This is a genomic window from Shewanella sp. SM74 (assembly GCF_025653725.1).
In the GTDB taxonomy this organism is placed as follows: Bacteria; Pseudomonadota; Gammaproteobacteria; order Enterobacterales; family Shewanellaceae; genus Shewanella; species Shewanella oncorhynchi.
In genome coordinates this window covers 148,733-173,438 of the sequence record NZ_JAKKRZ010000001.1, presented here as the reverse complement: position 1 = coordinate 173,438, position 24,706 = coordinate 148,733, and the positions used below count along the sequence as shown (strand labels likewise).

Genomic DNA, 24,706 nt, shown 5'->3' with positions numbered 1-24,706 from the left:
TCGTAAATTATTGCGCGCGTTGCAGCAAGTAAGTGAAATCTGCAAAATTACCGTTAGTGGTTGCCGCATTATTGTGACAAGCCATACAGCTGCTTGATGTTTGCTTTACCGAACCTTGGATATAAGTTTCGAGCGTGGTGTTCGCTAAAAATGAGGGAGCAGGCACGCCCGTTGGATCGGTGGGATTTTTGGCATCGGTAGGCCATTGCGTGCTGATCAATTCGTAGTTCTTCCATACCGATCCCGGCACGACAGCGTCGAGTGCAGCGTGATAACTGGCATTTAAGGCTTTAGCATCGGCAGTGATAGGAATAACGCGTTCAACTTGAGTTGGTTTAGTGTGCGGGTTTGCCGGATCCCACGGGCGTGCTGGTGGTTCATTCACTTTGCAGTCAGTACATTTAGCATCGTAAAAATTATATGCCGATAATGATGCTGACTCACCTTGGGTTGGCGCGTTAGCGACATGCTCAAAGGTAGACCAAATCCATTGTGGTTCACCCGTGGTTTTGTGAGCAATGTGAAACCCCACTAGACCGACTTGTTCAAGCGCACACGCGGGCTTGACCCCGTGTTGCTCTTCGGGATTGTTATAAACAAGCGCGTAAGTTGTATAGTAATTCGTCGAATCAAACTTGCCGCCCATTTTTATCCATGAGGCTTTAAGCATGATAGAACCTACCTGCCCGGTTTTACTGTCGCTCGCGGTAAAGTCGACATCGGCATTAAACTGTTTCTGACCTTTTTTACTGTAGAGGTTATTGTCCAAAATAAAATTGAACATGGTTTCATTGGTTAATATTTCATAACGGGTATAAAGCCCGTTTTGATCAATCAATGGACCCGTTGTAAAAGGCTCACCACTTTCATCCAACACATTCGGGGTCTTCCCTACTTGCGTTAAATAAATAGTCCCTTCAGGAATGGACTTTGGATCAATACTTTTGCAAACATCCGGCACATTATTGGACTGATCCCACCCAGGTGGTTTTACGCCATCGGGTAAAAAAATCTCCCGGCTTTCCTTCCAATGCAGCCACACGACTGGCTGGTTAGTTTTTTGCCCAATGGTGGACATAGTATTGGGTGTGCCATCGGCATTTGCTGGCCAGTTAAGTGCAATAAACGATTGCCAAGAAAAATCATCAAAATCATGTTGCAGGCTTTCGAGTGAGAACGGGGGTTTTGCTGTAATTTCCAGCGGCATAACAGGGCTTAATGTGGGTAGCGTTATAGCTGCTTTTGTCTCTACTGGTGCTTCTGCATATACAGCAGCACTCATACACAAAAAAAGCGCTCTATAGCTAAAAATTTTGATAGACATGAAATTAACTCTCCTTGTTATTGGGACTTATTCAATGCTTAAAACGTTTACGACTCCACTTTCTTTAACGACTTAAAATCAGGGCTTTCACAACACCCGCCACTGCAGGCGTGATGTCACAATACAAATAGCGTACAAGACTTGACCTCAACCAAATCCAAATAAATGGGTTTCGATATTAAAATTGAAGTTTGCTGTTTTGATCGCAGTCTCTGGCTTACTGAGCCGGTCTGAACAGATTGATTGATACAGATAAATATTAACGTCTTTCATTGAAATTCCTTTTCATGATTGCGTTTTATCACGATACCTTGAGTCTAGATAATCCATTGAGGATCACCTCAAATGAAACCTAATTATCTCAATGGAAGGGTTAAACACTCCTGTGTTCCCGTAGTGAAAACAATTCTATGCTGCAGAAAGAAAAGTAACCTTCTGAAAATGTTCCATGTTAAAAGATTGTTTACGTTTCACTTATTGTCAAGCGTGAGGCTGGAGGTTTATTTTATTTGCAAAAAAGCCCGCCGCACGAGACGACGATAACAGCGATAACAGCATAATGTGATATCAAGAGTTCAACATTGATCTGAAGTCTGCGAGGGCCAAGCGTGGGCAGTGCTCCAACACTGACTAAGCGATCGTAAAATCGGTCGCAACTACGCACGGCCTATTCTTATTTGGTAGCCATTGATTCAACAATAACTGTCAAAGTTTGGAAGATTTCGACTCATTTTCATCATTAGATTCTGTAAAGAGTCACTCAGCATCTGATTATATGGCCCTGCTAATAACTTTATAAACACTTTGACTGAAACAGAACACAACTGGTTCTTACTGTTGAAACAGGAAATCCATTTTCTTGTACTGACTAAAATTCTAAGATTAAAAATGATGCCATTTGGGGATGCTTTGACCGACTTAGGTAGCCCTGTGAAATATGACCATGTCGTTCCACTTGCTTCCCTCAATTGAGCCGCAGAGTACCTTCACAAACTTGTTATTCACCGATGTTTGTGCCCATAACCAATACATTTATACCTTTATAATTCACTTGTTCTATAGGCTTAAACCCATGATGTAAGTACAAACCTCCAGTTAAATCTTCTGTTTGAAGATATAATTTTTTCACACCTATTTTATGTGCTAGCGATATTATCTCTTTCACAAGTTTTGAGGCGACCCCCTGTCCCCTAGCCTGCTGAGTGACGTAAACACCACCAAGCCAAAATTCAAATTCTGGGTATATGTCCATTTCTCGAATTTTTAGCTCTGCTGAACCAGCAAGAACACCATTTACTTTTCCAATGATCAGAATAGGCGCGGTATCTCGATTTATTGATGCAGAGACTTTTTCAACGACTTCCTCCTTGGTATAGCTACCATTGTCTTGGCACCATTCGTTGAAATACCAACTAGCTACCGTGTCTATCGCAGAGGGATTATCGGCAAGTAATGAAATTTCCATATATGTCCTTAGATGTACAACGATTTGATTTTCTTTATGAACAACATCTTACCAACTTAACCTTGTAAGGCAAGCAGCCCACAACCATTGATGTTTGTAGTCAAACTATACTGATATCTATTAATGACTTTATGATGATGTTTACTTTGCTGTGGCTTTATTGAAAGTTCGGACTGGCATGACTTCTAGGTTGAAAGTAACCTCATCACATTAGCTTTTTTATAGCCACAACTTTATTCGCCCTACTTGCATTTTAAACTTTGAAACAAGCTTTGGGGCATTTTAGAGTTAACCGATTTTAAGCACGCCACGCTTTAATCGCTTCTGTTGCTAAACCAGCTAGCTGTTTTGAAACTTCACGACCTTTGTAAATTGACGTTGTGTCTTTTGCGATTGGAACAGAATAATGAATATCGTGAGCAAGATTATTTAGATACTCGCGGCCACCACCTTCATAATTTTGCAGTTCCTGACCATTGAGCTGGATCATATAGCTATAGCCAAATGCACTCATGTTGCAATTTGCATTCAAGTACAAGCGACCTTCATGCTCCAAAAAGAACCATACTCGGTTTTCAGAATCCATTACTTTCATCGTCATCTCGCATAAGGGGATTTACCCGAACTTATCATAAAACCCAAACCGTAAATGGAAATACGCATCTCAACGGAACTTTTCGGTCAATTGATCTAATAAAGCTTCCATACTCTGCTCGAGGAGATCGAGCACTAGTTCAAAACCCTGTGCGCCGCCATAGTAAGGATCTGGTACTTCCGTTATTTGCGTATCAGCATAGGACAACATTAACTGTAACTTGTGTTGATACTCAACCGGACAACGGCTAAGCAGATCCGCCAAATTGGTATTATCCGCAGCTAGAATTAAATCAAAATGCTCAAAATCAGCATTCACCACCTGCCGCGCCCGCATGCCCTCGAAACTAAAACCCCGCTTTTTACCAGCCTCAATAGCGCGGCTATCGGGCTTATCCCCTTGGTGATAACCAATAGTACCCGCCGAATCCACCTCAATATTAAGCCTGCGCTCAGCAATCTTAAAACGACAAACCGCCTCTGCCGTCGGTGAGCGACAAATATTACCCATACAAACCATCAATATTCGCCGTACACTTTGATTTTTAACATGAATACCTCATAGCTTAGTATTATCAATAATTTATCTAATGTGCTTAAACCTAGATGTAAACTTAATATGATAAGCAGCTTAATACATTAATTATTTACCTATAAATACAAAATGTTAAACCTAGAAATACAAAATATTCTTACGCCAAACCATTATCAAAAATAAAATGCGCGCTACGATCCGAAAGTTAAGGGTGTCACCTCAGCTAAAATATTCCCCTTGAGCCATATACATACCAAGCACGCACAAAATTTAACCTAACCCGTAAAATATACGATAAACAGCACAGAAACAAATTAGCCTCCTTGCTAAGGATTTTTTATCGACTAGGTTTATATGTCAGAGTACGGTTTAAAATAAAACTGAATGTTCACCGCATACTCGCTCAAATAAAAAATACACCACAAAGTACAAGAAGAGGAAAAGTAAAATGGATTTTATTGAACGAATCGATGTTCTATCAAAACGCATCCCTCAAATTGCTAATAGCCTTCAAACTGAGGAAGCGACTAAGAATGCCTTAGTTATGCCATTTTTGCATACAGTTCTAGGATATGATGTTTTTAATCCTAGCGAAGTTGTCCCAGAATTTACGGCAGATACTATAGGTAAAAAAGGTGAGAAAGTTGACTACGCATTAATTAAGGAAGGTGAAGTGCAAATCCTTATTGAATGCAAAAAGTACAATGAAAAGCTGTCCATAAAGCATGCGTCACAACTATTTCGTTATTTTTCTGTCACAAACGCACGCTTAGCTATTCTTACAAACGGTACTGAATATCAATTTTATACCGATCTTGATGCTCCTAACAAAATGGATGAAAAACCATTTCTGATCTTAGATCTTGAAAATATTGATGAACACTTAATTCCTGAAGTTAAAAAGCTGACTAAAAACTCGTTCGACGTTAACTCAATAGTCAGCGCGGCAGGAGAACTAAAATACTTGAGTCAGATAAAACGTATTATTAGTGAGCAATTTAAAGAACCTGAAGAAGAGTTTATTCGCTTTTTTGCCTCAAGGGCTTATGATGGGGTTCTTACACCTAAAGTAAAACATCAATTTGCTGAAATTACTCATAAAGCACTAAGACAATTTCTCAACGACAGCATTAATGAACGTTTAAAATCCGCTATTGGCAATGATAAACCAACTGATGAAAACAAAAATTTAATCGATACCCCAATCCCATCCAATGATGAAAAAATTAAAGTAGTTACTACTGAAGAAGAAATTGACGGTTTCAATGTGATAAAAGCTATATTGAGGCAAAAAATAGAAGTTAATCGAATCATCGCAAGGGATACCCAAAGTTACTTTGGCATACTATTGGATGATAATAACCGAAAACCCTTATGCCGCTTACACTTCAATGCTAAACAAAAGTATCTCGGATTAGTGGATGAAAATAAAAATGAAACTCGTCATCCTATTAACTCTGTAGATGATATTTTTAATTTCAGTGAACAACTATTATCGACAGTCGCCTATTACGAATAACACTATCAAAATATCAATTGCGCATTACTCAGCGTAAAGACTAATGCGCAATTTGATTTACTAGGTACGGCTACTCAGTTTCAACATCGGTTCTTACCCGTAAAAAACTGGCAAACCGCGGTAAACCGTTAACGGTAAGACCAAGATATTTATAGGTAATGATAGTGCCCACTGCGGGGGGATGTTGGCGCTCTGCGAGACTAAAACCTGTGCCAATACTAAAAATTCGGCCGTCTGGCGTTTGCACTTTTAATGCGCCCATCTGCCCTGCAAATTGACCTTTACCAGGGATATAAGCGATAACAGTAGCTTCAGCATCATAATAGGGTTTTAGCTTCATCAAATGAGGATTGCGGCCACTGATATAAGTCGCAGAACTGCGATGCAGCATCAAGCCTTCGGCGCCTTTTGCAACTAAGGCATCGAGTTTTTGATACAGGGCTTCAAGGCTTTCTACTTGGAACTGCACTATGACTTCAAGATAATTCGATTTGCCACTCAGTTCAGTCAGCGCAAATTGATAGCGATGCTGAAAGTCGCCACTCGCCTTGGGGACATCGAACACCATAAATCGCACTTTGCGCCAATCATCATCCTTAGCTGAGGTTTGTCGAACTAAACTCGACATCGCTTCAAACTGACCTCGCCCAAGCCATAATTCACCATCGAGGGGATAATTCGGAAAATTCGCAGTAAACCAAATGGGTGTGGCGATGGCATTTCCCTGCCGAGTGAATAATTCCTTGCCATTCCAGTAACCTCGAACCCCGTCGAGTTTCTCACTAATCAAAAAATTTTGAATATTAATATCTTGCGAAGTTCGAGTCGCATCAAACTCGGTAGCAAGTTGTATAGCAGGTGGTGAGGTTTGTGCGTTAACCGAAAGAGTTAAACCGCAAAGTATGAGCAAGCTGAGCTTAAAAACACTAAAACGGATGAACTGATTAAATGTTAAATTTCGTAACGGGTTAGTATGAGTCATTCCCTTGCCCACGCTGCAATATATCCTTCATCAAGCTTAGGCCGCACGGCTAAAGTTGCACTAAAATAACCGCAAAAGTCACTAACTCCCTAAGTTAACAACGAATGTTGATGATCAAATTTGCTCAGTTAATTGTTTATGCACTTTTCATCTCAGGCTATACTGCGGCCAAATTTATGACTCAGTCAAATGTTAACAAAGACAACAGTAGGATTTATCCACCCTGTTTTGAATGAGCAGAACCTCAGCGCTTTGTCGCTAACGTCAATTGGAAACACTATGAAACCAGCCAATAATCACGGTATTAATCGCATATTCAGAGCGACGGGATTTTCGATGAAGGGCCTAAAGGCCGCTTGGATCCACGAAGCCGCCTTCAGACAGGAATTAATCTTGACGATAGTCATGTTACCCGTAGCCTTATGGGTTGATATCAGCACTATTGAACGCCTTATGCTGATTTTCACGTTGTTTATCGTGTTGATTGTTGAGCTATTAAACTCGGCGATTGAAGCTGTGGTTGACCGTGTCGGCAGTGAAATACACCCGTTAAGTGGCCAAGCCAAGGACATTGCCTCGGCTGCCGTCTTTATGAGTCTTGCACTTTGTGGATTAACTTGGCTGGTTGTATTAACGCCGCTAGTGCTTTAATTCTTAGTTTCTAAACCGTCGCATGAACAACCATTGAGCCATCGTCCCTTAAAAAGTCGATGGCTTGTTTGATCTGGGCTAAGCGGTCATTCTCAGCCCAATACGCAAGATACACATTTCGTGAAATGGCATTCGCGCCGCTGACGAGATGCAATTCGCCGCCGCGCAATGCATGTTGCACTAGATGCTCAGGTAAAAATGCGCAGCCGCCATTATTCAAGATGAAATCTAACGCAATACGTGCTGAACTCGTGTGCAGCGTTGGCACTGGCAGCGAGGCATATTCCTGCGCGTGAACAATATTGAACGCCGTACCCCAATCAACTTTTACATATTGCCCCGGCACAACCGCTTTTACCGTTTGACCTTTTAAGCTCGACACCAACAACAAATTAATTTGCCCCAGTTGTACTATCTCAAATTGATCAAGCTTTGGCGGATCGAATGAAATCGCAATATCTAAGGTGCGGTCCATTAGCTGACGCGTCATTGCATTCGCGGGTAGCACTTCGGTGCGCAACGCCACGCCTGGTAAACCGACATGCAATCCCTGTAAATAACCTTGCAAGTAAGCGTCCCAAATATTTGGCCCTGCACCAATGGCAAGCTGCGTTGTCTGTAACTGGCTGAGGGAAACATCTTGCTTAGCCCGCTCCCATGCTGTTAACACCGCTTCGGCATGACCAAGCATACGTTCGCCTGCTGGCGTGGGCTGAATATTATTACGTTGCCGTTCAAATAAGGCGACACCCAAAATGCTCTCAAGCTGTTTCACCCTAAAGCTCACTGCGCTTCGGGTGAGATAAAGATTCTCAGCCGCTTTACCAAAATGGCGAGTACGGGAGACTTCGAGAAAGGTTTTTAGTAAATCGGTATCCATAAAAATTCTTGACCAACATAGGCAAATTTTTTTGATTTATAAATCAATAATACTAGCCAATACTCCAGTTGCAAATCTTTGTATATCAAAAACTAGAGGGTATCTGCCATGTCTGAACAGTCTTTTTTTAACGCTAACAAGGGTTCTGAGACGTTTAACGGCTCAGTTGCTGCCAGTTTTGTCTCTCAAAAACGTTTCTACGACGACGCTAATTTCCCCAAAGGCTTTAAACGAAGCGGCGATTTTACCAATAAAGAAGCTGAACTCCTTGAATTGCATGGTCATGCGATGAAGAATTTAGCGGAAGGGAAAACGCTGCCTTGCACCTCTGATGAAGCCCAATTTGTGGAAGTCGCCAAAGGAAATATCGCCCCCAGTAGCTTGTTAGAGCAGATCTGGGTAAAGTATCGCAGGCTCGCCATGGGGAAACCCTTTTATGCCGTGGTTGGTACAGTGCATTTGCCTGCAACCAAGCCCGAGATAGAAATAGAGGCTGAGGCTGTATTTGATATTGAAGATGATGTTCAGGATGAACCTGAACCCGAGGATAAAGAATGAAGATTAAGGTTTGCTACTAAATGCGTGGTTGGATTTTATATAAAGAAACCGCGACTCAGCTAAAACCTGAATGGTATGAAATTGAGCGTCTACTGGCGGCAGCAAAAGCCGATAACATAGAGTTGGAAGTTTACGCACCTGATGAATTTGATCTGACTGTCACCAGAGAAGATAACAAGAGTATTTTATTGAATGGGCAAGCCGTCGAGCTGCCCGATTTTATCATTCCGCGAATGGGCTCAGGCACGACCTACTTTGCTTTAGCCATTATTCGTCACTTAGAAAGATTAGGGGTATATTGCCTCAATCCATCTAAAGCCATTGAAATCGTTAAAGACAAGTTATTCTCCCAACAATTGTTGGCCGAGAAGAATCTGCCTACGCCTAAAACCATGTTGGTTAAATTCCCCGTCGATATCGCCCTCGTAGAACGCCATCTCGGTTTTCCTGTGGTGATAAAAACACTTTCAGGCTCACAGGGCAGTGGTGTGTTTTTATCCCATAAGGCGCGTGAATTTGACGATTTAATGCAGTTGATTGAAGCGACCAATAAAAACGCTAACATCATTCTGCAAGAGTTTATCGCTAACAGTCATGGGCGCGATCTACGCGTATTCACTATTGGTGGTCGTGTGGCGGGTTGCTATGAAAGACGTGGTCAAGAAGACAGCTTCAAAGCCAATGTCAGTGCCGGTGGTTCAGCGCGTCCATTTCAGATCACTCCTGAAATTGAATGGCTTGCCACCCAAACAGCCAATATTCTCGATCTTGATGTTGCAGGTATCGATTTATTGTTTGATAACGGCCATTACAAAATTTGTGAGGCTAACTCATCTCCAGGGTTTGAGGGCTTAGAGTCCTGTTTGAATGTGGATATTGCCGCGCAAATTTTGCATTTTATTCGCATCCGTTTAGGCATGTTTAATAAAGATGAACCAAGTAGCCCAAAAATCGTAGCTGATAGCGTAGAGGCTGAGACTTCTACCCCGTCACTTCTATCGTCTGCGTCCTCTATCGAGACGAAATAGAAGCACTAGGACATATCAATATCTAGCGGAATCGTACCGCTAGATATTCTCAATATCGATGATTCTCCACCATGTTTGTGTCTATATCCATTTGTATCTTGCCCCATTAACAACGCAACAATCCTAAAGCCGTTCAGGAAGGAAATACTTGCCCTGAGTCTTTCAATCCACAATTGATGTGATCGCTCACTCAAATTTCATTCAACCTCACGAGAACCAGCCCTACTTTTGTTTTGAATCACAATTTTTTGCATTTTTTAAAACATTTTGTTCACATTGAAAAATTTGCTGTTAAACTCCAAATGTTGTTTTTTTATGGCACTAAATTCTGACCTTATCGCTAAACATAATAAGAATAATGCAGGAGTCACTCCTTAACATGTCGATACGCCTATTACCCCTAATCATAGCGTCACTGCTCAGCACTCAAGTGCAAGCCGATGATTTTACTATTCAGTTGGGCGGCTTTTATTCGCAATCAGACACCAATATGGAAGTCACTAACCCTATTTCGGGTAATAATTTCACTTTAGATTATGAGTCCGATCTACAACTTGCAGAAAACGAATTTTTACCCTTTATCGAGTTAAATTATCACTTTAACGAACGGCACAATATCTACCTAGACTGGAAACAGCTTCATCGTAACGCCGAAACCCAAGCCTTAACGAAACCCTTCCAGCTCGAGATTAACGACACCATTTATGATATCAAAGCAGGCGGTAATCTAAATTCAACCTTAAACATTGATGTACTGCGCTTCGGCTATGGCTATGATGTATTTCAAGGCAGTAACTATGATGTCGGTCTATCACTTGGTTTACATACTATGTTTATCAAGACAGGTTTTGAAGGGGTGATTGGTGTTTGCGCTTCATCGGAATTACTCAATAATGTCTGCGGTAGCCAAGCAATTCCGCGCATTGTTGACGAAAATGTCACTGCACCACTGCCCGATATTGGCATATATGGTCAGTATGAATTTGTTCCCGGTTGGCAAATCACCAGCCATGCACAGTATTTCTATATCAAACTCAATGATGTCAAAGGCGAACTGGTTGATATTAAAGTGGGGGTTAATGCACAAATCACCCCAAACTGGCGTATGAGCGTGGCCTATAACTACTATAAAGTTGACGTTGATATCGCCCAAAATTCGCCGAATAAAGATACTCAAATCGCCGATTACAACATCTATTACAATTTTATTGGCCCTATGCTTTCTATCAGCTATTCCTTTTAATTTTAATTCTATAAAAAATCTCTTCCCATATTGTATTAAACACCCCTTCTAGCTCAAACAGTTGCCCGAACCCTAGCCCAAATTAGTGCTAAAAAATAAGGGCGCCTACTGGACGCCCTCATGATCCAACCCATTAAACCTATTTACGGCCATCCTGCTCACGTTTGGCTTTAAAGTCTGATGATTCAAGCCAATGGGGCCAATCTGAACCATTCGCTAAGGTGGTTATCATACTGGCGATCAAATCTAGGTCTTGACTCACCCCCTCCAACGTCCAATTTGGATCATAATCATCGGCTCCTTGGTGATATTTATGCGCAATATAGTCAGGATCTGTATCCCCAAGACTCATAAATAACAATCCTGGTACACCTTGCTGGGCTAGCGCAAAATGGTCTGATCTAAACATCAATCCATTCTGTGGTCTTGGATCCGCTTTTACCGAACGGTCTTGGGCTTTGGCGGCTTTATCTAAGTATTGCTCCAACTCAGATACCCCTTCCCCATAGCGCAAAATGTAATCAACGCCTTTATTTACATTCATGCCATCGATATTTAAAAAGGCGACGATATTTTTGGTTGGCACACTGGGATGCTGAGCAAAATGCTGTGCACCAATCAGACCCGTTTCTTCTGCAGTAAAGGCACTGAAGAGCACCGAGCGATCCAGTGGCCCCGTGCTAGCTTGCTGTTTGAAGTAACGCGCTAACGCTAAAACCCCCGCCACACCGCTGGCATTATCGACAGCTCCGTTTAAAATCTCTGACTTACCGTCTTCAATCACAGTGCCAAGGTGATCCCAATGGGCATGCATCATCACCACTTCCTCGGGGCGCGTTTTACCGGGCAGTAAAGCCGCAACGTTATGGGACTCGGCGCGTTCAATTTTATTGTTTAACGTGAGCTGCGCGCTCAGCTTAAGTGGGATAGCCTTAAAGTTTGGCTTGGCTGCTTGCTGTTTTAAGGTATCAAAATCCAATCCCGCTTTGGCAAAGATTTTTTGTGCGGTTTCGTGCTGAACCCAGCCCATCACGCCCACTTGACCTTGGTTATTATTGGCATCGACCAGAGTAAACTTAGTGCCCGTGTTGGAGTTTTGCACCACTCCCCAGCCATAGGCGGCTGGCGCGGTTTCATGGACAATAAACACGGCCTCAGCGCCTTGACGCGCCGCTTCCTCATATTTATAAGTCCAGCGACCATAATAGGTCATAGCATTGCCTTTAAATATTGTTGGATCTTGGGTCGCAAAGCCGGGGTCATTCACGAGTACGATGACCGTTTTGCCTTTTACATCTAACCCTTGATAATCATTCCAGCCATATTCGGGTGCATTGATACCATAGCCAACAAATACCACATCGCTTTTATTCAGGCTCACGGTGTCAGCGATTCTTTGGGTTCTCGCGGTAAATTCACTGCCATTGGCAAATTTAAGTCCGCCAATATCAAGCTGCATGTTTTGATCGGCACTAATTTGCGCCAAAGGAACCGCCTGTAAATAGCTATCGCCAAATCCGGGTTTGAGACCCATATCTTTAAATGCTGTCACTAAATAGTCTAAAGTTAACGTTTCACCTTCAGACAAGGGCGCGCGTCCCCCAAAAGCATCACTCGCTAAGGTTTTCACATCGGTTCGGTATTGCACGAGATCGAGACTTTTCACAAATGCCGTTTCAGCAAAGGCTGGTAATGAGATAGTGGCCAACAGACTTGTGGTTATGATTAAATTTTTCACAACTTTCTCCCAAGTTATTATCATTATTTGGTTTTAAGGATAGACTTTACCATATCATCTTTAATTTATGATGGAAGTCTTAGCGCAAACGGAGTCGCTGCATCCAAGAGTAAACGGTAATCATGTCTCCATCTGACCGATATTCTTGTCGTTGACCTAAATCTGACTGCAACAGAATAAAAAATAGCGAAAATTTTAAAATATCCGTGTATTTTCATTGAGTAAGGTAACAATATGTCGCTAGAGTTATTACAAGCCGCTGCACTGAACCTCAAAAAAGCAGTGCCTCTGATGCTCAAACATAAAATTCCGACCACCCCCGTTAACTATGCGCTTTGGTACACTTATGTTGGTGAACAAAATCCGGAGTTAAATCAACAACTCGATACTGTTATTGCCCAATACAATACTTGCCCTCCTGTCAGTAGCGAAATCTTGTATCGCCAATATGTTGCCGACCCAGTTGAACTCGATGTCAGAGAAATGCGCCAAAATCTGGATGCTATGGTGACTGAGCTTTCCCAATCACTCAAAGATACCAATCTAGATGCCAATGACTTCCAGTCACGTATCGAAAGTAATTTTGAAAAGCTCAACCGCATCGAAGACGAAGGCTTTAGCGTTGAGCAAGTACTCGATCTGGTCCGCAGCTTAGTGAAAGAGTCGGACAATATTCGCTCGAGCACAGAGTTCTTTACCGGTCAGCTGCAGAAGGCTCAAACCGAAATAGACGCACTAAAGAAAAAACTTGAACAAACAGAAAAAGACGTTCTCTACGATGCACTGACGGGCTGCTTTAATCGCCGCGCCTTTGACACTGATTTTGCAGGAATGATAGCCCAAGCCCCCTTAGGCACTTGTGTGATCTTGGCCGATATCGACCATTTTAAAGTGTTTAACGACACCTATGGCCACCAGCTCGGCGACCAAGTGTTACGCGCCGTGGCGAAACGACTACAGGAATCCTGCCGCGATGGCACAAAACTGTATCGGTTTGGCGGTGAAGAATTTGCGATTATTGTCCCTAAAAGTCAGCTACGTATCGCAAGGCAACTGGCCGAAGCTATGCGCCGTGGACTCGAAAAACTCAGTTTAAAAGACAGACGCAAAGACGAACGCATCAATAATATCAGTGCTTCCTTTGGCGTCGCCCAATGGCAAGAAAAACAAACGGGTATGCAATTGATTGAAGCGGCAGACAAATTACTTTATGAAGCCAAACGCTTAGGACGAAATCGTGTGCTGCCTATCAGTAACTGATGGTTATAACTTAGCCTGAAGCCGATAATTCAGCTTCAGGCTAAGATGATTAACAAAGGAGCATTTTTTTGAAAGCTACATGAAGGATTTAAATTAGATTTCAGATTAATGTTTGAAACTGCGTGAAACAGTTCCAATATTCCCTTGCACGCCACTCCCTATTGAAACGGATGCATTCGTACCGTGTGTTTCCATCGACTCATTTTCGACGGGGATCGCCTGCACCACAAACCGCAGTTCAGCACCACCTTGAAGTGAATCGAAGGGATAACACGTAATTAACGTTAAGCGATTATCATCGGATGGTGCCATAAATTGAGTTTCGGTTTCATGTACGACCTGAGCCGCCACCACTTCATAAATAATGTGATTGCCTTTAAGCGTTTGTAACGATAATCGACGCCCCACCGCCATGCCATTGAGTATCGCAAAATGCGTATCCCTGTGGCCGGCAATCACAGTATTGCCTTTTTGCCCCGCTGGCGCACTGGACAACACCAGACTTGGACCAAAGGCCAAATTTCGCCCAGAAGCCCCCGCAAGAACGTATAAACTGTCATTAAGCTCTGCTTCAATATTGTTGTTCGCCGCCACTTGCTCACGATGAATAGACAGCTTTGCCACGGGATAAGTATCCGCCCATGACCAAGGCTTATGGGATTGACCATCAGCCAAGGTTTTAGTCCACGCCTGTTCAATCAAATACTGGGCAAAGTGTGCTTTAGCTTGCATATAGAGTCCCTTTCCTAACAATGTTGCGCCAATTAAAAATAATCCCACCACTAAAAATCGCTGTGTTCTGCGTTTGCTCATCGCGCTTAACTCGTCGCTCATCGTTCACTGGCAAGTGCCACCAAGGCCGTCTTCTCTTCACGTCTTTGTCGAAGAATCGATCCTGTAAGAATCAAAGCGAGTAGCAAGGTCAGCGCACCTAATAACATATCCAAACGGCTTGAAGTCGCGGTTTGCGGCAAGGCTCCAAAAGGTTGCCAACCTAAGGGCAAGTGCTGACGAACCACGGCATCACGGCTCATTGCAGTTGAATCAATTGGGGTTAAGTCCACCGCCACTAAGCTGGTATAGGCGCTGACTAAGTGATAATTCATTGATAAGGCCGTCACTTGCTGTTTGACCTTGTCATCATTCGCGCCATTTTTACTCAACTCCAATGCACCAATCTGTTTACGCGCCCACAGTAAGTCTAAACCTGCACCTTGATGGGTCATCAATCCTGCGGAGTTATCCTGCAGCGAGAGCGACTGTTGCCAGTTTTGATGCCCTTGGCGTCCTGAAATCACTAACTCCTGTGGCTCACGGGCGCTGCGCTTTAGACTCACGAGCACTGGCTCACCGCGGTACAGATCGGCAATCGGTGATGGCCAGTAATCGGGCACACTGCCATCATCAAAACGCACTTGAATATCGGTTAACACCGGATATTGAATTTTGCTGAGTAAGGCGCTGATCTTCTCATCGACTTCATCCACTTTGCCAATATAAGTAAAAGTGCCACGACCGAGTTCAGCCGCTCTTTGCATAAAGTGAGAATTAGGCGCCGAGCCTATGCCGACAGTAAATAGGCGGCTTTCACCTATTTGATAACGGATCAAATCAAATAACGCTTGTTCATTGCCCACAGAGCCGTCGGTCATAAAGATCACTTGGCGCAAAGGCTGCGTTGCATCAAGCGATACACTGCCCAAGGATTTTGGCAAAGCAGCGTCCAGTGCTAACGCCATTTCAGTGCCACCATCGGCCTGTAAACGGCTCACAAATTGACGGGCCCGTGACAAATTCGACGAAGTCGCCGGCAATGGCACTGCAGAGAACTGAGACAAACTGGAGTTAAATTCGATAATGTTAAAACTGTCCTCCGGCTTCAGTCCTTTTAACGCGTATAACAGTGCATTTTTAGCTTGAACGATAGAATCCCCCGCCATAGAGCCCGAAGTATCAATCACTAAAATTAATTCACGGGACAAACTCGGCTGAGTACTCTTTTCAACCTTAGGAGGCAACACCATGACGAGACTGTAACTATCATCATTTACGCCGCTAGTTTTACTTGTCTCAAGTGTATCCTGAGACAAATTTTCGCCATCGAGCTTATGGGTTTTACCTTGCTGATTAAACACCCAAGCCATTGGGCTCGTGCCCTGCTTTACTCGCCATTGCAGCACAAAATCACGATTAGCGGGCACACGTTGCGCCAGCGATACATCGACCGCGCCGCTGTTGTCTTGCTTGAGTTTGATGTCATGGTAAGGACTCTCAATGGACGCTTTATCAACCCCCTTTGCAAGTAAGACTTGAATGTCTGCCTTCAGCACAGGATCGCGTCCACTGGCGCCGTCCCGCACAGGTGCCACAATCCGGTCAGCATCAAACACCTGCGAACTTGTCACTCGGCTTGATTGGCGCACCTGTGCCATAGGATCATGTGAATCGCTAGCACTTGAATCCGATGTTAATCCCGGAATATAACGGGGCGCGACCACCAGCGGAAAACGTAAACTAAACAAACCATCTTCATATTTAATGGTCTCCTGATAGCTGATTTCTACAATCAGCTCCTCTTGAGGTGCTAGGTTTGCGACTTCGGTCGTAAACATATTAGGGCGCTCTTGGCTCACTAAGCTGGCACGTTTGCCTTCAGCTTTCGCTTGCTCAAAAATCTGCTTGGCATCGGCCTTAGGATGAATTTGCCCTTCGATCACTCTCTTGCCTATATGTAATCGCAACGAATCCACCGCAGCCTCATTGGGCAGCGGGAACAAATATTGCCCATTCAACACAAATTCAGTGTTGTTGCGAAAAACCTGTTTCACGCTCACGCGATTACTTAAGCCAGAGACTTGCATCGACACTTGTGTATCGAGCGGCAAAGATGGCACCCAAGCACCGCTCGGCTGGCGATAAAGCAACAGCCCCTGCGTAATATCATCGTAATTAATGATGTGTGACTCTGCCGTTCTGTGAGCACTATTTTGCCCGACCAATGCCGAAGCCATATTCTGTGGCACAGATAATGTGCCGGTACTATTCGGCGAAGCCAATGCCACAAAGGGAAAACCCCAACACACGGCGGCGCTGATCAGCAATACCGCTACCGCTTCACTCACTTCTTGTACCCTTTTCCCTGTGATCATCACAAAGGCTTCCTCTATTAACAAATATGAACTGATGTTGGTCGTCATTAATATGAACGACGTAAAATGGACTACTTAAATTGACCGCTAGTCAGCAGCATGCCTGGCCGTCAAGGCCAAATGAGGCTGTAGTGTTAATGTCACGCGGCGGTCGAACACATCCGATTCTCTGTCTTGGTCGGCTTTCAAAGGCGATAAAGCACCAAAGGCTTGAGTGGTCATACGCTCGGCAGTGACGCCTTGCTTAATCAGGTAGCCACGCACCTCCAGTAGACGCTGCTCAGAAAGGGCTTGGTTGTAACTCTCATCACCACGGCGGTCGGCATAACCCTTCAGCTCAAGATTGAGTTCTGGTGACAAATTCATCACCTCAGCCACATCATCTAATTGGGGCAAAAAATGCGATTCAACCTCAGAGGAACCGGTACGAAACTGTACGCTAAGCCCCAAAGCAAGTTCACTGAGCAATTGACGTTGCGCTGACAGCAACTCATCAAGCTCTTGCTGCGCCTTGGTATATTCGCTCGCCCGTTTTTCGGCGGCTTGCTGTTTTACACTCCACTCGGATAACTGGGACTCTTGCAAATGGATCTGTCTTTGCTGAACATGCAATGTGTCTGTATCGCTGACCGATTTGCCAATTAAGGTGCCTGTGAACGCACCAATAATGGCCCCCACTGGACCACCGACTAACGCCCCTACTAAGGCTCCACCACCGAGGCCAATTAGGGCTTCGGGTTGTTCATCCTCGCTTGCGTATTCGTCATCCATCGCGATACCGCTTGCATAGGCATCATTTTCTAGGGTGAGGTCTTGTCCTATCACTTGATTTTGCAGTGAAACCCGCGCCGACACACTGGCTACAGGTGCGCTTAATAAACTCAAAACCAATAGATTAATTAGTGTCTTTTTCATCATCTCATTCCTTTTTGATTATTAGCTGAGCTTGGACTCGTACCTGAAGCAATCCACTCAACACCACATCAGGTCAAACGGGTACAAAACTGAATGGGGCTATTAAACACAAGTGGAATGGCATGAGCAGGGATGGAAAATGGCAATACAACTATCAATTGTGGCAACAAAATGGCAATTGCATTTGTGGCCTTTTTTCTCGGGTAAAATCCTGTATAGTCACGAAAACTTACTCCCCCAAGTCAATAGGAATACGGCTCTATGAAGCGTATCGCCATAGTGGAAGATGAAGCGGCCATTCGCGAGAATTACAAGGACGTGCTGCAACAACACGGTTACAGCGTGCAAACCTACGCCGACAGACCATCGGCCATGCTAGCCTTTAATACCCGTTTACCAGATTTAGCCATTATCGACATCGGCTTAGGTAATGAAATTGACGGCGGCTTTATGCTATGTCAGTCATTGCGCGCCATGTCGAGCACGCTGCCGATCATCTTTTTAACCGCCCGTGACAGTGACTTTGATACTGTGTGTGGCCTGCGTTTAGGCGCCGATGATTACTTGAGTAAAGAAGTGAGTTTTCCCCATTTAACCGCACGCTTAGCCGCATTGTTTCGACGATCTGAACTTGCGGCCAGCCAAACGGCGCAGGAAAATCTGCTCGAACGTGGCCCACTGACCATTGATGCCAACCGCATGCAAGTCTATTGGAACCAGTTACCAATCGAGCTTACCGTGACCGAATTTTGGATGGTGCATGCGTTAGCCAAACATCCAGGCCATGTACGCAGTCGCCATGAATTAATGCAAGAGGCTAAAATCTTTGTCGATGACAGCACTATCACCTCCCATGTGAAACGTATTCGCAAAAAGTTTATCGCTACCGCGCCAGAGTTTGATTGTATTGATACTGTCTATGGTATGGGTTATCGCTGGGACAGCTTAGCCTGATCTATGGCTTAACCAACCTTTAAGCGCGCGGCGTTGAACCAGATAACCTTGGATGAATGAACTTTTAAACCCATTAATGCTGATCCCTAACTTATGACACGTTTCCCCTTTGGTCTACGCACTAAAGTCATCGGCCTTAGCCTGTTCTTGCTCTGCCTACCTTGGCTGGGGTACCAATATGTGTGGGAAATGGAAAAATATCTTCGCCACGGCCAAGAACGCACCTTAGAAGGCACCACTCAAGCACTGGCCACCGCGCTGCACGAGCGGCCGAAATTGTTCGATGGGCAAGCAAGTTTTTTAAAGCAAGTGGAAAAAAGCCGCGATCTATACGCCTATCCACTGGCGGGGGCGATTTTGCTCGACGGCAAACTCAACGAATGGCAGGAATATCAGCACAGATTTATCCAATACGGTGAGGCGCACCAAATTATGCGTGCCGATCCGAACGCCCCCCTGACCTTAAGCTTTACCCACATGGTCGGACAATACGATGGTTATCTGTATGCTTTTTTTCAAGTCATTGATCCAACAGTGGTACTGCGGGGTAAAAATGCCCTAAGTGTCGATAGAAACGATCATCTCTCGATTGCGACACTCGCGCCCGACAATAAATTCAAACGCTATATCGTTGCCACGACTCAACCCGGCTGGATCAGCGCCTTCGAATTACCCGCTAATCCTAAGCAAACTGTGCCCGTCACACCAGAGGTGCGCATCCAAGGACAATGGGCGACGACAGATGTGGGCTACAATGTCGAGCTGCGTATTCCCTTAGACATGGTCGGCAGCAAACTCGGATTTGCCATTGCCGATGTCAACGACAGCAAATACCGTGATGTCGCTGCAGTTGTCGGCACCTCAGCTTTAGATACGGTCGACAATCTCGGCACTGTGCTGGTACCATCACCGGAAATTGAAAGTATTATCAAAGGCATGAGCCACTATAGCTCACGTATTTGGGTGGTCGATAAACACGGTCGCGTACTGGCAAAATCCGGCGACATTCGCGCTAATGACAGTGTATGGACCCGCACCTTAGAAGATGAAAAGAGCACCGCGCTGTGGGATACCTTCAAGCGTGATTATCTGCATCCGCTGTACTATAAAATTCTCACAAAACCGCCCAAAGACTTTATTGATTCCTTGCAAGATTCCACCGAGCTTGACGGCAGTCATATCCAAAAAGCCCTCGCGGGTCAGCAAAGTTCGACTTGGCGGTTAACCCCAGACAACAAAGCTGTGGTACTCGCCGCTGCGAGCCCCATTTGGATTGATAACAATGTGATGGGTGCCGTCGTCGCCGAAGAAACCACCCACGGTATTCGAACTCTACGTAACCGAGCGCTAGAAAAGCTCTTTAACGTGATTTTGACCATAATGAGTATGGGCACCTTGGCGCTGTTCTTCTTCGCCTCGAGTATTTCTAACCGCATCCGTAAATTGCGCGATGAAGCCGAAAACGCCATCGATAGCCAAGGCCGTGTGCGTAATCACCTCAAACCGTCGAAGGCTCGGGATGAAATTGGCGATCTGTCCCGTAGCTTCTCTAGCATTGTGGGGCGACTGGGTCAGTACACTCACTATCTAGAAAACATGTCGTCGCGCCTGTCCCATGAGTTGCGTACGCCCGTGGCTGTGGTGCGTTCATCCCTTGAGCATTTAAACCTGCAGACCTTAGATAAAGACACGCAAAAATATGTCGACCGCGCCCAAGAAGGTGTCAGCCGCTTAAGCATGATTTTAAATAACATGAGCGAGGCAACACGCTTAGAACAGAGTTTAACGCAGGCCGATATCACTAAATTCCCACTCTCACAAGTGGTCAGCGGTTGTATGCAAGGTTATCAAATGACCTATCCAGAACAAGGCTTTAGTGTGAAAGTGCCCGAGCAACCACTGATGATGCAAGGGGTGCCAGAATATATCGCCCAGTTAATGGACAAACTTATCGCCAACGCCATTGAGTTTTGCCATAAAGACAGTGCTATCGAAGTCACGCTCACCCAAGTGGGTAAGCAAGCAACTCTGCTTATCAGTAACTTAGGGCCTGAACTGCCCATTGATATGTCGGAGCAGATTTTCGATTCCATGGTGTCGGTGCGGATAAATCAAGCCCAAGATAAACCCCACCTAGGCTTAGGTCTGTATATCGCGCGATTGGTCGCCGAGTTCCACCAAGGACAAATCCTTGCCCGTAATCGCAGCGAACATAATGGTGTGGATATCCTTGTCACCTTACCTTTAAATTAAGCGTGTTACAGCTTTTAAGCCCTACGTCATAATCTCAATAGCTAAAATACAGGAGGCCAATAACATGAGCCAAACTCATCACGCGCCTCCTGTCATTTATGCGGGTAGATGCTAAGATGACCGCCATAACAATCGATAAGAAACGCCAATTATTCTCCCAAATTGTTCAACCTCTTCGTTCAACCTAAATGCCAAGGTAATGATCCAATGACAGATAAACATCATCAAGCCACCCAAATCGTCAGCTTAGGTCGAGACAAAAAATGGACCAAAGGCGTGATCAATCCGCCCGTCTTTCGCGCTTCGACTATCGTCTTCGAAACCATGGATGAAATGCGCCACGCCGCGAAAAATAAAACCAATGGCGAGATGTTTTATGGCCGCCGTGGCACCCCAACCCATTTTGCCTTTCAGGCCGCGATTGCCGAACTAGAAGGTGGCGTCGGTACGGCGCTGTATCCTTCTGGCGCTGCGGCGATCAGTGCGGCGCTACTGTCATTTTTAAAAACGGGCGATCATCTGTTAATGGTTGATAGCGTGTATGAGCCAACGCGGGATCTGTGCACCCATATTCTCGGCGGTTTTGGTATCGAAACCACTTACTACGATCCGCTGATTGGCGCAGGCATTCGCGACCTCATTCGCCCCAATACTAAGGTACTGTTTTTAGAGTCTCCGGGCTCCATCACCATGGAAGTGCAAGATGTACCGACCTTGTGCCGCATCGCCCACGAGCATGGGCTGATCACTATGCTGGACAATACTTGGGCCTCGCCCATCAATAGCAAACCCTTTGAAATGGGTGTAGATATCTCAATTCAAGCGGCGACCAAATATATCGTCGGTCACTCGGATGTGATGATAGGCACGGCCACGGCCAACGAAAAATACTGGCCACAATTACGTGAACACAGTTATTTAATGGGACAAACCACATCGCCAGACGATGTGTACCTTGCTGCCCGCGGCCTACGTACCTTAGGCGTGCGTATGGCGCAGCATGAAAAAAATGCACTGCAAGTAGCCAACTGGTTGAAAACCCGGCCAGAAGTCGATCATCTGCGTCACCCCGCGTTCGAGACATGCCCTGGGCACGAATTCTTTAAACGCGACTTTAGTGCCTCCAACGGCTTGTTCTCCTTTATCTTAAAACAGGGCGATGCCGATGCCGTCACCGCACTGGTTGAAAATATGAGTCACTTTAAGATGGGCTTTTCTTGGGGCGGCTACGAGAGTTTAATCCTCGGCATTTTCGGTATTGAAAAAATCCGCTCAGCAACTCAATGGGATGCGAGCAAACCTTTGATCCGTTTACATATTGGTTTAGAGGATCCCGCTGATTTAATCGCCGATCTCAGTGCTGGGTTTGAACGTTTTAACGCTGTATTGGCGGCCAAAGCTAAGTAACGATATTTAATGTGCTAAGTGCTAGCTGAATATAAAGAAGGGGCGGAATAAATATTCCGCCCCTTCTCTTATCGATACTGACACAAATACGAATGTTTACTGCAATATCATTATGCTTATCGCAAATAAACCGCTAAACCATAAACTCTACAGCGATTAATTCGCTTTCGTTCCAATACTTAATGCAGGATCGACCCAAGCCGCAGAGCCATAAAGCGGCACTGTTGAGAGCGCATGTTTATGGCTGCCATTGGTCTCTTTCGTCGAATAGGACAAATACAACAGAGTCTGATTTTGCGCATCGTAAATTCTACGCACTTTTAATGACTTAAATAAAATACTCAGGGATTCAGTGAAAATCACTTCGCCGTGTTTTCCCATGTCTATCTTCGCCAGATCGGCCGCAGTAATTGGCCCAGTTTGACGGCAACTGATCCCCATATCGGACGGATCAGCAAAATCTAAATTGGCTTCGATACGACTGATATGGCAAGTCACCCCAGGTATTTTAGGATCGTTTTTAGCATCAATAATCACATCTTTAGTGGTAAAAAGCCCTAAGCTCACCTTACCCACATCGTCACCACAACCCGCAAGCAATAAACCTACAGAGGCCGCAAACGCACACTTCAACAGAGTTTTCATTCATACATCCTTTTACATTAGTGCTTATATGTTAGCGCTTATATATTAATGCGTAGCGAATAGCTTTTGTGCCCAGCGGGTTAATCCGGCTGTCACTGAGCCAAAGTGATCGCCGACCACGACCGGAATATCGGGATAAATACCAGCGATTTTTGCATAAATCGCAGGGCTTCGTGCCGTCCCCCCCGTCACGTAAATCACATCGGGTTTGCACTCTGCTTCAGCGGATAAATCCTCTGTTGCTGAGCGGTTTACCGCGACATTTGTTGCTGCCAAAGTTTTTGCCGCTTGCGCGAGCGCTTGGTGCATCAGGGCTTCCACTTTCGTCAGCGACGGCTCAATGGCATTTTCAAACAATTCACGACTCACACCCGCGTGCAGCGCAGCTTCGATGAAATCCAGATTAACATCAGTATTATCGGTATCTGACAGTGCAATTTTCGCACGCTCGGCTTGGCGAACCAGTTGATAACTTAACTGCTGCTGTTGCACCTTTAACAATCGCTTCAGTAACTGTGGCTGCTCGGCTTCTTTAACCAATTCATCAATCAATTTACGGCTACTTAAGGTACTGAATTCTCGCTGGGCGCTAATATCATTCACTGCAACCGCATTCCAAAAGGTTTTACTGGGCATAGGTTTGCCATTGATCATCAAGGAACCTAAACCAAAGTGCGGCATAAAGGCATTCATTGCAAGGGCGATATCAAGATCGTTACCGCCGATCCGCTGGCCGCTGTGACCGAGGAAATCTTCACTGCGATCCGCTTTTTGTTTATGGGCGGGTCCCATTTTTACCACGGAGCAGTCCGTTGTACCGCCGCCAACGTCGACGACCAATACCGTTTTGTTGTCGGTCAAGGTCGCTTCATAATCCATCCCCGCCGCTAACGGCTCGAACAGAAAATCAACGTCGATGAAACCCGCGCGTTTTGCCGCTAAGGTCAAAATAGCTTCGGCCTGACGGTTACTCTCTTCACCGCCTATGCCTTGAAAGTTCACCGGACGACCAATAATCGCATGGGTGATCATCGCAGTGCTACCCTGTTTCACAAGGTCTTTTTCAACTAACACAGATTCGGCGCGCACTTTAATGTGCTGCATCATCAAGGTAACAATATCTTCAAACAGGGCCACTTGTTCGGGTCTAAGCCCTGTCGCGCCTAAAAAGGATTTTGGCGAACGGACATAGAATCCCTCCTCCGGCATTTCTAAATACGCGCTCACCGCCTGCTCGCCAACAAATACAGCCTGAACATCGGCATCGAGATCTAACTCATGGCGCACCATACGGGCGCGACTCAATTGCGCGGCGCGCTTTTTGGCGTAATCGGCTTTTAATTCAGTGGGAAGGCCACGATAAACCGCCTCGGCGATCAGTTCCCTGTCCATCGCGTATAAGGTCGAAGGCAAATAAGCTGATTGCTCTGATAACGCCAATAACTGCACACCATCATCCAGCATGATCCCTACGGCGCAGTTAGCACTACCATAATCAAATCCAACAAACATACCTTTTACTCCCGCGATAAAAAAGCCGAGCAAGATAACATAGTTTGCGATAATGCCCAAGGAGTTAACACTGACGGATTTATCCTCCAGTAAG

At 45.0% G+C, this 24,706-nt stretch carries 21 protein-coding genes; 9 read left to right on the top strand and 12 right to left on the bottom strand.

What is annotated here, in order from left to right:
- Positions 1 to 7: 7 nt before the first annotated feature.
- From L5M49_RS00790 to L5M49_RS00775, 4 genes are all read right to left on the bottom strand, one after another.
- A complete protein-coding gene (locus L5M49_RS00790) occupies positions 8 to 1,324 on the bottom strand; it encodes a hypothetical protein (protein WP_263255678.1) in 1,317 nt (438 codons plus the stop codon).
- A 997-nt stretch (positions 1,325 to 2,321) separates the two neighbouring features.
- On the bottom strand, positions 2,322 to 2,789 hold the full coding sequence (locus L5M49_RS00785; protein WP_028760209.1) for a GNAT family N-acetyltransferase: 468 nt from the start codon (positions 2,787 to 2,789) through the stop codon (positions 2,322 to 2,324).
- 298 nt (positions 2,790 to 3,087) lie between these two features.
- Entirely contained in the window at positions 3,088 to 3,384 is a 297-nt protein-coding gene (locus L5M49_RS00780; protein WP_251068840.1) for a hypothetical protein, read from the bottom strand.
- 69 nt (positions 3,385 to 3,453) lie between these two features.
- Complete coding sequence (locus tag L5M49_RS00775; RefSeq protein WP_263265258.1) at positions 3,454 to 3,903, bottom strand: low molecular weight protein-tyrosine-phosphatase; 450 nt, start codon at positions 3,901 to 3,903, stop codon at positions 3,454 to 3,456.
- Between the two features lie 463 nt (positions 3,904 to 4,366).
- Here L5M49_RS00775 and L5M49_RS00770 point away from each other — a divergent pair, with 463 nt between their 5' ends.
- On the top strand, positions 4,367 to 5,437 hold the full coding sequence (locus L5M49_RS00770; protein WP_131525545.1) for a type I restriction endonuclease: 1,071 nt from the start codon (positions 4,367 to 4,369) through the stop codon (positions 5,435 to 5,437).
- A 70-nt stretch (positions 5,438 to 5,507) separates the two neighbouring features.
- On the opposite strand, the gene L5M49_RS00765 is transcribed toward L5M49_RS00770, so the two are convergent.
- Entirely contained in the window at positions 5,508 to 6,419 is a 912-nt protein-coding gene (locus tag L5M49_RS00765) for a DNA ligase (RefSeq protein WP_219233725.1), read from the bottom strand.
- Positions 6,420 to 6,698: 279 nt separating this feature from the next.
- On the opposite strand from L5M49_RS00765, the gene L5M49_RS00760 reads away from it, so the two are divergent.
- On the top strand, positions 6,699 to 7,070 hold the full coding sequence (locus tag L5M49_RS00760) for a diacylglycerol kinase (RefSeq protein WP_263265257.1): 372 nt from the start codon (positions 6,699 to 6,701) through the stop codon (positions 7,068 to 7,070).
- 10 nt (positions 7,071 to 7,080) lie between these two features.
- Here L5M49_RS00760 and hdfR read toward each other — a convergent pair whose 3' ends face one another.
- Complete coding sequence (hdfR, locus tag L5M49_RS00755) at positions 7,081 to 7,950, bottom strand: HTH-type transcriptional regulator HdfR (RefSeq protein WP_212599819.1); 870 nt, start codon at positions 7,948 to 7,950, stop codon at positions 7,081 to 7,083.
- Between the two features lie 108 nt (positions 7,951 to 8,058).
- On the opposite strand from hdfR, the gene L5M49_RS00750 reads away from it, so the two are divergent.
- From L5M49_RS00750 to L5M49_RS00740, 3 genes are all read left to right on the top strand, one after another.
- Positions 8,059 to 8,508: a DUF413 domain-containing protein gene (locus tag L5M49_RS00750; RefSeq protein WP_028760261.1), complete on the top strand. Its 450-nt coding sequence runs from the start codon at positions 8,059 to 8,061 to the stop codon at positions 8,506 to 8,508.
- Positions 8,509 to 8,528: 20 nt separating this feature from the next.
- Positions 8,529 to 9,536, top strand: a complete 1,008-nt coding sequence (locus tag L5M49_RS00745; protein ID WP_105252744.1) for a RimK family alpha-L-glutamate ligase — start codon at positions 8,529 to 8,531, stop codon at positions 9,534 to 9,536.
- Positions 9,537 to 9,915: 379 nt separating this feature from the next.
- Positions 9,916 to 10,779: a hypothetical protein gene (locus L5M49_RS00740; protein ID WP_028760263.1), complete on the top strand. Its 864-nt coding sequence runs from the start codon at positions 9,916 to 9,918 to the stop codon at positions 10,777 to 10,779.
- Positions 10,780 to 10,918: 139 nt separating this feature from the next.
- Here the strand turns inward: L5M49_RS00740 and L5M49_RS00735 are convergent, their stop codons facing one another.
- Positions 10,919 to 12,541 carry a M28 family metallopeptidase gene (locus tag L5M49_RS00735; protein WP_263265256.1) on the bottom strand — a complete coding sequence of 541 codons (1,623 nt, stop codon included), beginning with the start codon at positions 12,539 to 12,541 and terminating at the stop codon, positions 10,919 to 10,921.
- A gap of 210 nt (positions 12,542 to 12,751) precedes the next feature.
- Here L5M49_RS00735 and L5M49_RS00730 point away from each other — a divergent pair, with 210 nt between their 5' ends.
- Positions 12,752 to 13,777, top strand: a complete 1,026-nt coding sequence (locus L5M49_RS00730) for a GGDEF domain-containing protein (RefSeq protein WP_028760265.1) — start codon at positions 12,752 to 12,754, stop codon at positions 13,775 to 13,777.
- 105 nt (positions 13,778 to 13,882) lie between these two features.
- Here L5M49_RS00730 and L5M49_RS00725 read toward each other — a convergent pair whose 3' ends face one another.
- From L5M49_RS00725 to pdsO, 3 genes are all read right to left on the bottom strand, one after another.
- Positions 13,883 to 14,590, bottom strand: coding sequence for a class GN sortase (locus L5M49_RS00725; RefSeq protein WP_263265255.1), 708 nt, complete (start codon positions 14,588 to 14,590; stop codon positions 13,883 to 13,885).
- A 17-nt stretch (positions 14,591 to 14,607) separates the two neighbouring features.
- Positions 14,608 to 16,926: a marine proteobacterial sortase target protein gene (locus L5M49_RS00720; protein WP_263265254.1), complete on the bottom strand. Its 2,319-nt coding sequence runs from the start codon at positions 16,924 to 16,926 to the stop codon at positions 14,608 to 14,610.
- Between the two features lie 87 nt (positions 16,927 to 17,013).
- Positions 17,014 to 17,844 carry a sortase-associated OmpA-like protein PdsO gene (gene pdsO, locus L5M49_RS00715; protein ID WP_198572715.1) on the bottom strand — a complete coding sequence of 277 codons (831 nt, stop codon included), beginning with the start codon at positions 17,842 to 17,844 and terminating at the stop codon, positions 17,014 to 17,016.
- A 258-nt stretch (positions 17,845 to 18,102) separates the two neighbouring features.
- Here pdsO and pdsR point away from each other — a divergent pair, with 258 nt between their 5' ends.
- From pdsR to L5M49_RS00700, 3 genes are all read left to right on the top strand, one after another.
- Complete coding sequence (gene pdsR / locus L5M49_RS00710) at positions 18,103 to 18,795, top strand: proteobacterial dedicated sortase system response regulator (protein ID WP_006081337.1); 693 nt, start codon at positions 18,103 to 18,105, stop codon at positions 18,793 to 18,795.
- Between the two features lie 93 nt (positions 18,796 to 18,888).
- Entirely contained in the window at positions 18,889 to 21,048 is a 2,160-nt protein-coding gene (pdsS, locus tag L5M49_RS00705; protein ID WP_028760269.1) for a proteobacterial dedicated sortase system histidine kinase, read from the top strand.
- A gap of 207 nt (positions 21,049 to 21,255) precedes the next feature.
- Entirely contained in the window at positions 21,256 to 22,455 is a 1,200-nt protein-coding gene (locus tag L5M49_RS00700) for a cystathionine beta-lyase (RefSeq protein ID WP_105252748.1), read from the top strand.
- Between the two features lie 156 nt (positions 22,456 to 22,611).
- Here L5M49_RS00700 and L5M49_RS00695 read toward each other — a convergent pair whose 3' ends face one another.
- Both L5M49_RS00695 and yegD read right to left on the bottom strand, forming a co-directional pair.
- On the bottom strand, positions 22,612 to 23,100 hold the full coding sequence (locus tag L5M49_RS00695) for a CreA family protein (protein WP_131525552.1): 489 nt from the start codon (positions 23,098 to 23,100) through the stop codon (positions 22,612 to 22,614).
- A 45-nt stretch (positions 23,101 to 23,145) separates the two neighbouring features.
- Positions 23,146 to 24,612 (bottom strand): molecular chaperone, encoded by a 1,467-nt coding sequence (gene yegD, locus L5M49_RS00690; protein WP_168823987.1) that lies wholly within the window; start codon positions 24,610 to 24,612, stop codon positions 23,146 to 23,148.
- Between the last annotated feature and the right edge of the window lie 94 nt (positions 24,613 to 24,706).

Coding starts and splice junctions, on each gene's coding strand:
- L5M49_RS00790 (WP_263255678.1), bottom strand. CDS start 1,324: ATGTCTATCAAAATTTTTAGCTATAGAGCGCTTTTTTTGTGTATGAGT.
- L5M49_RS00785 (WP_028760209.1), bottom strand. CDS start 2,789: ATGGAAATTTCATTACTTGCCGATAATCCCTCTGCGATAGACACGGTA.
- L5M49_RS00780 (WP_251068840.1), bottom strand. CDS start 3,384: ATGAAAGTAATGGATTCTGAAAACCGAGTATGGTTCTTTTTGGAGCAT.
- L5M49_RS00775 (WP_263265258.1), bottom strand. CDS start 3,903: ATGGTTTGTATGGGTAATATTTGTCGCTCACCGACGGCAGAGGCGGTT.
- L5M49_RS00770 (WP_131525545.1), top strand. CDS start 4,367: ATGGATTTTATTGAACGAATCGATGTTCTATCAAAACGCATCCCTCAA.
- L5M49_RS00765 (WP_219233725.1), bottom strand. CDS start 6,419: ATGACTCATACTAACCCGTTACGAAATTTAACATTTAATCAGTTCATC.
- L5M49_RS00760 (WP_263265257.1), top strand. CDS start 6,699: ATGAAACCAGCCAATAATCACGGTATTAATCGCATATTCAGAGCGACG.
- hdfR (WP_212599819.1), bottom strand. CDS start 7,950: ATGGATACCGATTTACTAAAAACCTTTCTCGAAGTCTCCCGTACTCGC.
- L5M49_RS00750 (WP_028760261.1), top strand. CDS start 8,059: ATGTCTGAACAGTCTTTTTTTAACGCTAACAAGGGTTCTGAGACGTTT.
- L5M49_RS00745 (WP_105252744.1), top strand. CDS start 8,529: ATGCGTGGTTGGATTTTATATAAAGAAACCGCGACTCAGCTAAAACCT.
- L5M49_RS00740 (WP_028760263.1), top strand. CDS start 9,916: ATGTCGATACGCCTATTACCCCTAATCATAGCGTCACTGCTCAGCACT.
- L5M49_RS00735 (WP_263265256.1), bottom strand. CDS start 12,541: ATGATAATAACTTGGGAGAAAGTTGTGAAAAATTTAATCATAACCACA.
- L5M49_RS00730 (WP_028760265.1), top strand. CDS start 12,752: ATGTCGCTAGAGTTATTACAAGCCGCTGCACTGAACCTCAAAAAAGCA.
- L5M49_RS00725 (WP_263265255.1), bottom strand. CDS start 14,590: ATGAGCAAACGCAGAACACAGCGATTTTTAGTGGTGGGATTATTTTTA.
- L5M49_RS00720 (WP_263265254.1), bottom strand. CDS start 16,926: ATGATCACAGGGAAAAGGGTACAAGAAGTGAGTGAAGCGGTAGCGGTA.
- pdsO (WP_198572715.1), bottom strand. CDS start 17,844: ATGATGAAAAAGACACTAATTAATCTATTGGTTTTGAGTTTATTAAGC.
- pdsR (WP_006081337.1), top strand. CDS start 18,103: ATGAAGCGTATCGCCATAGTGGAAGATGAAGCGGCCATTCGCGAGAAT.
- pdsS (WP_028760269.1), top strand. CDS start 18,889: ATGACACGTTTCCCCTTTGGTCTACGCACTAAAGTCATCGGCCTTAGC.
- L5M49_RS00700 (WP_105252748.1), top strand. CDS start 21,256: ATGACAGATAAACATCATCAAGCCACCCAAATCGTCAGCTTAGGTCGA.
- L5M49_RS00695 (WP_131525552.1), bottom strand. CDS start 23,100: ATGAAAACTCTGTTGAAGTGTGCGTTTGCGGCCTCTGTAGGTTTATTG.
- yegD (WP_168823987.1), bottom strand. CDS start 24,612: ATGTTTGTTGGATTTGATTATGGTAGTGCTAACTGCGCCGTAGGGATC.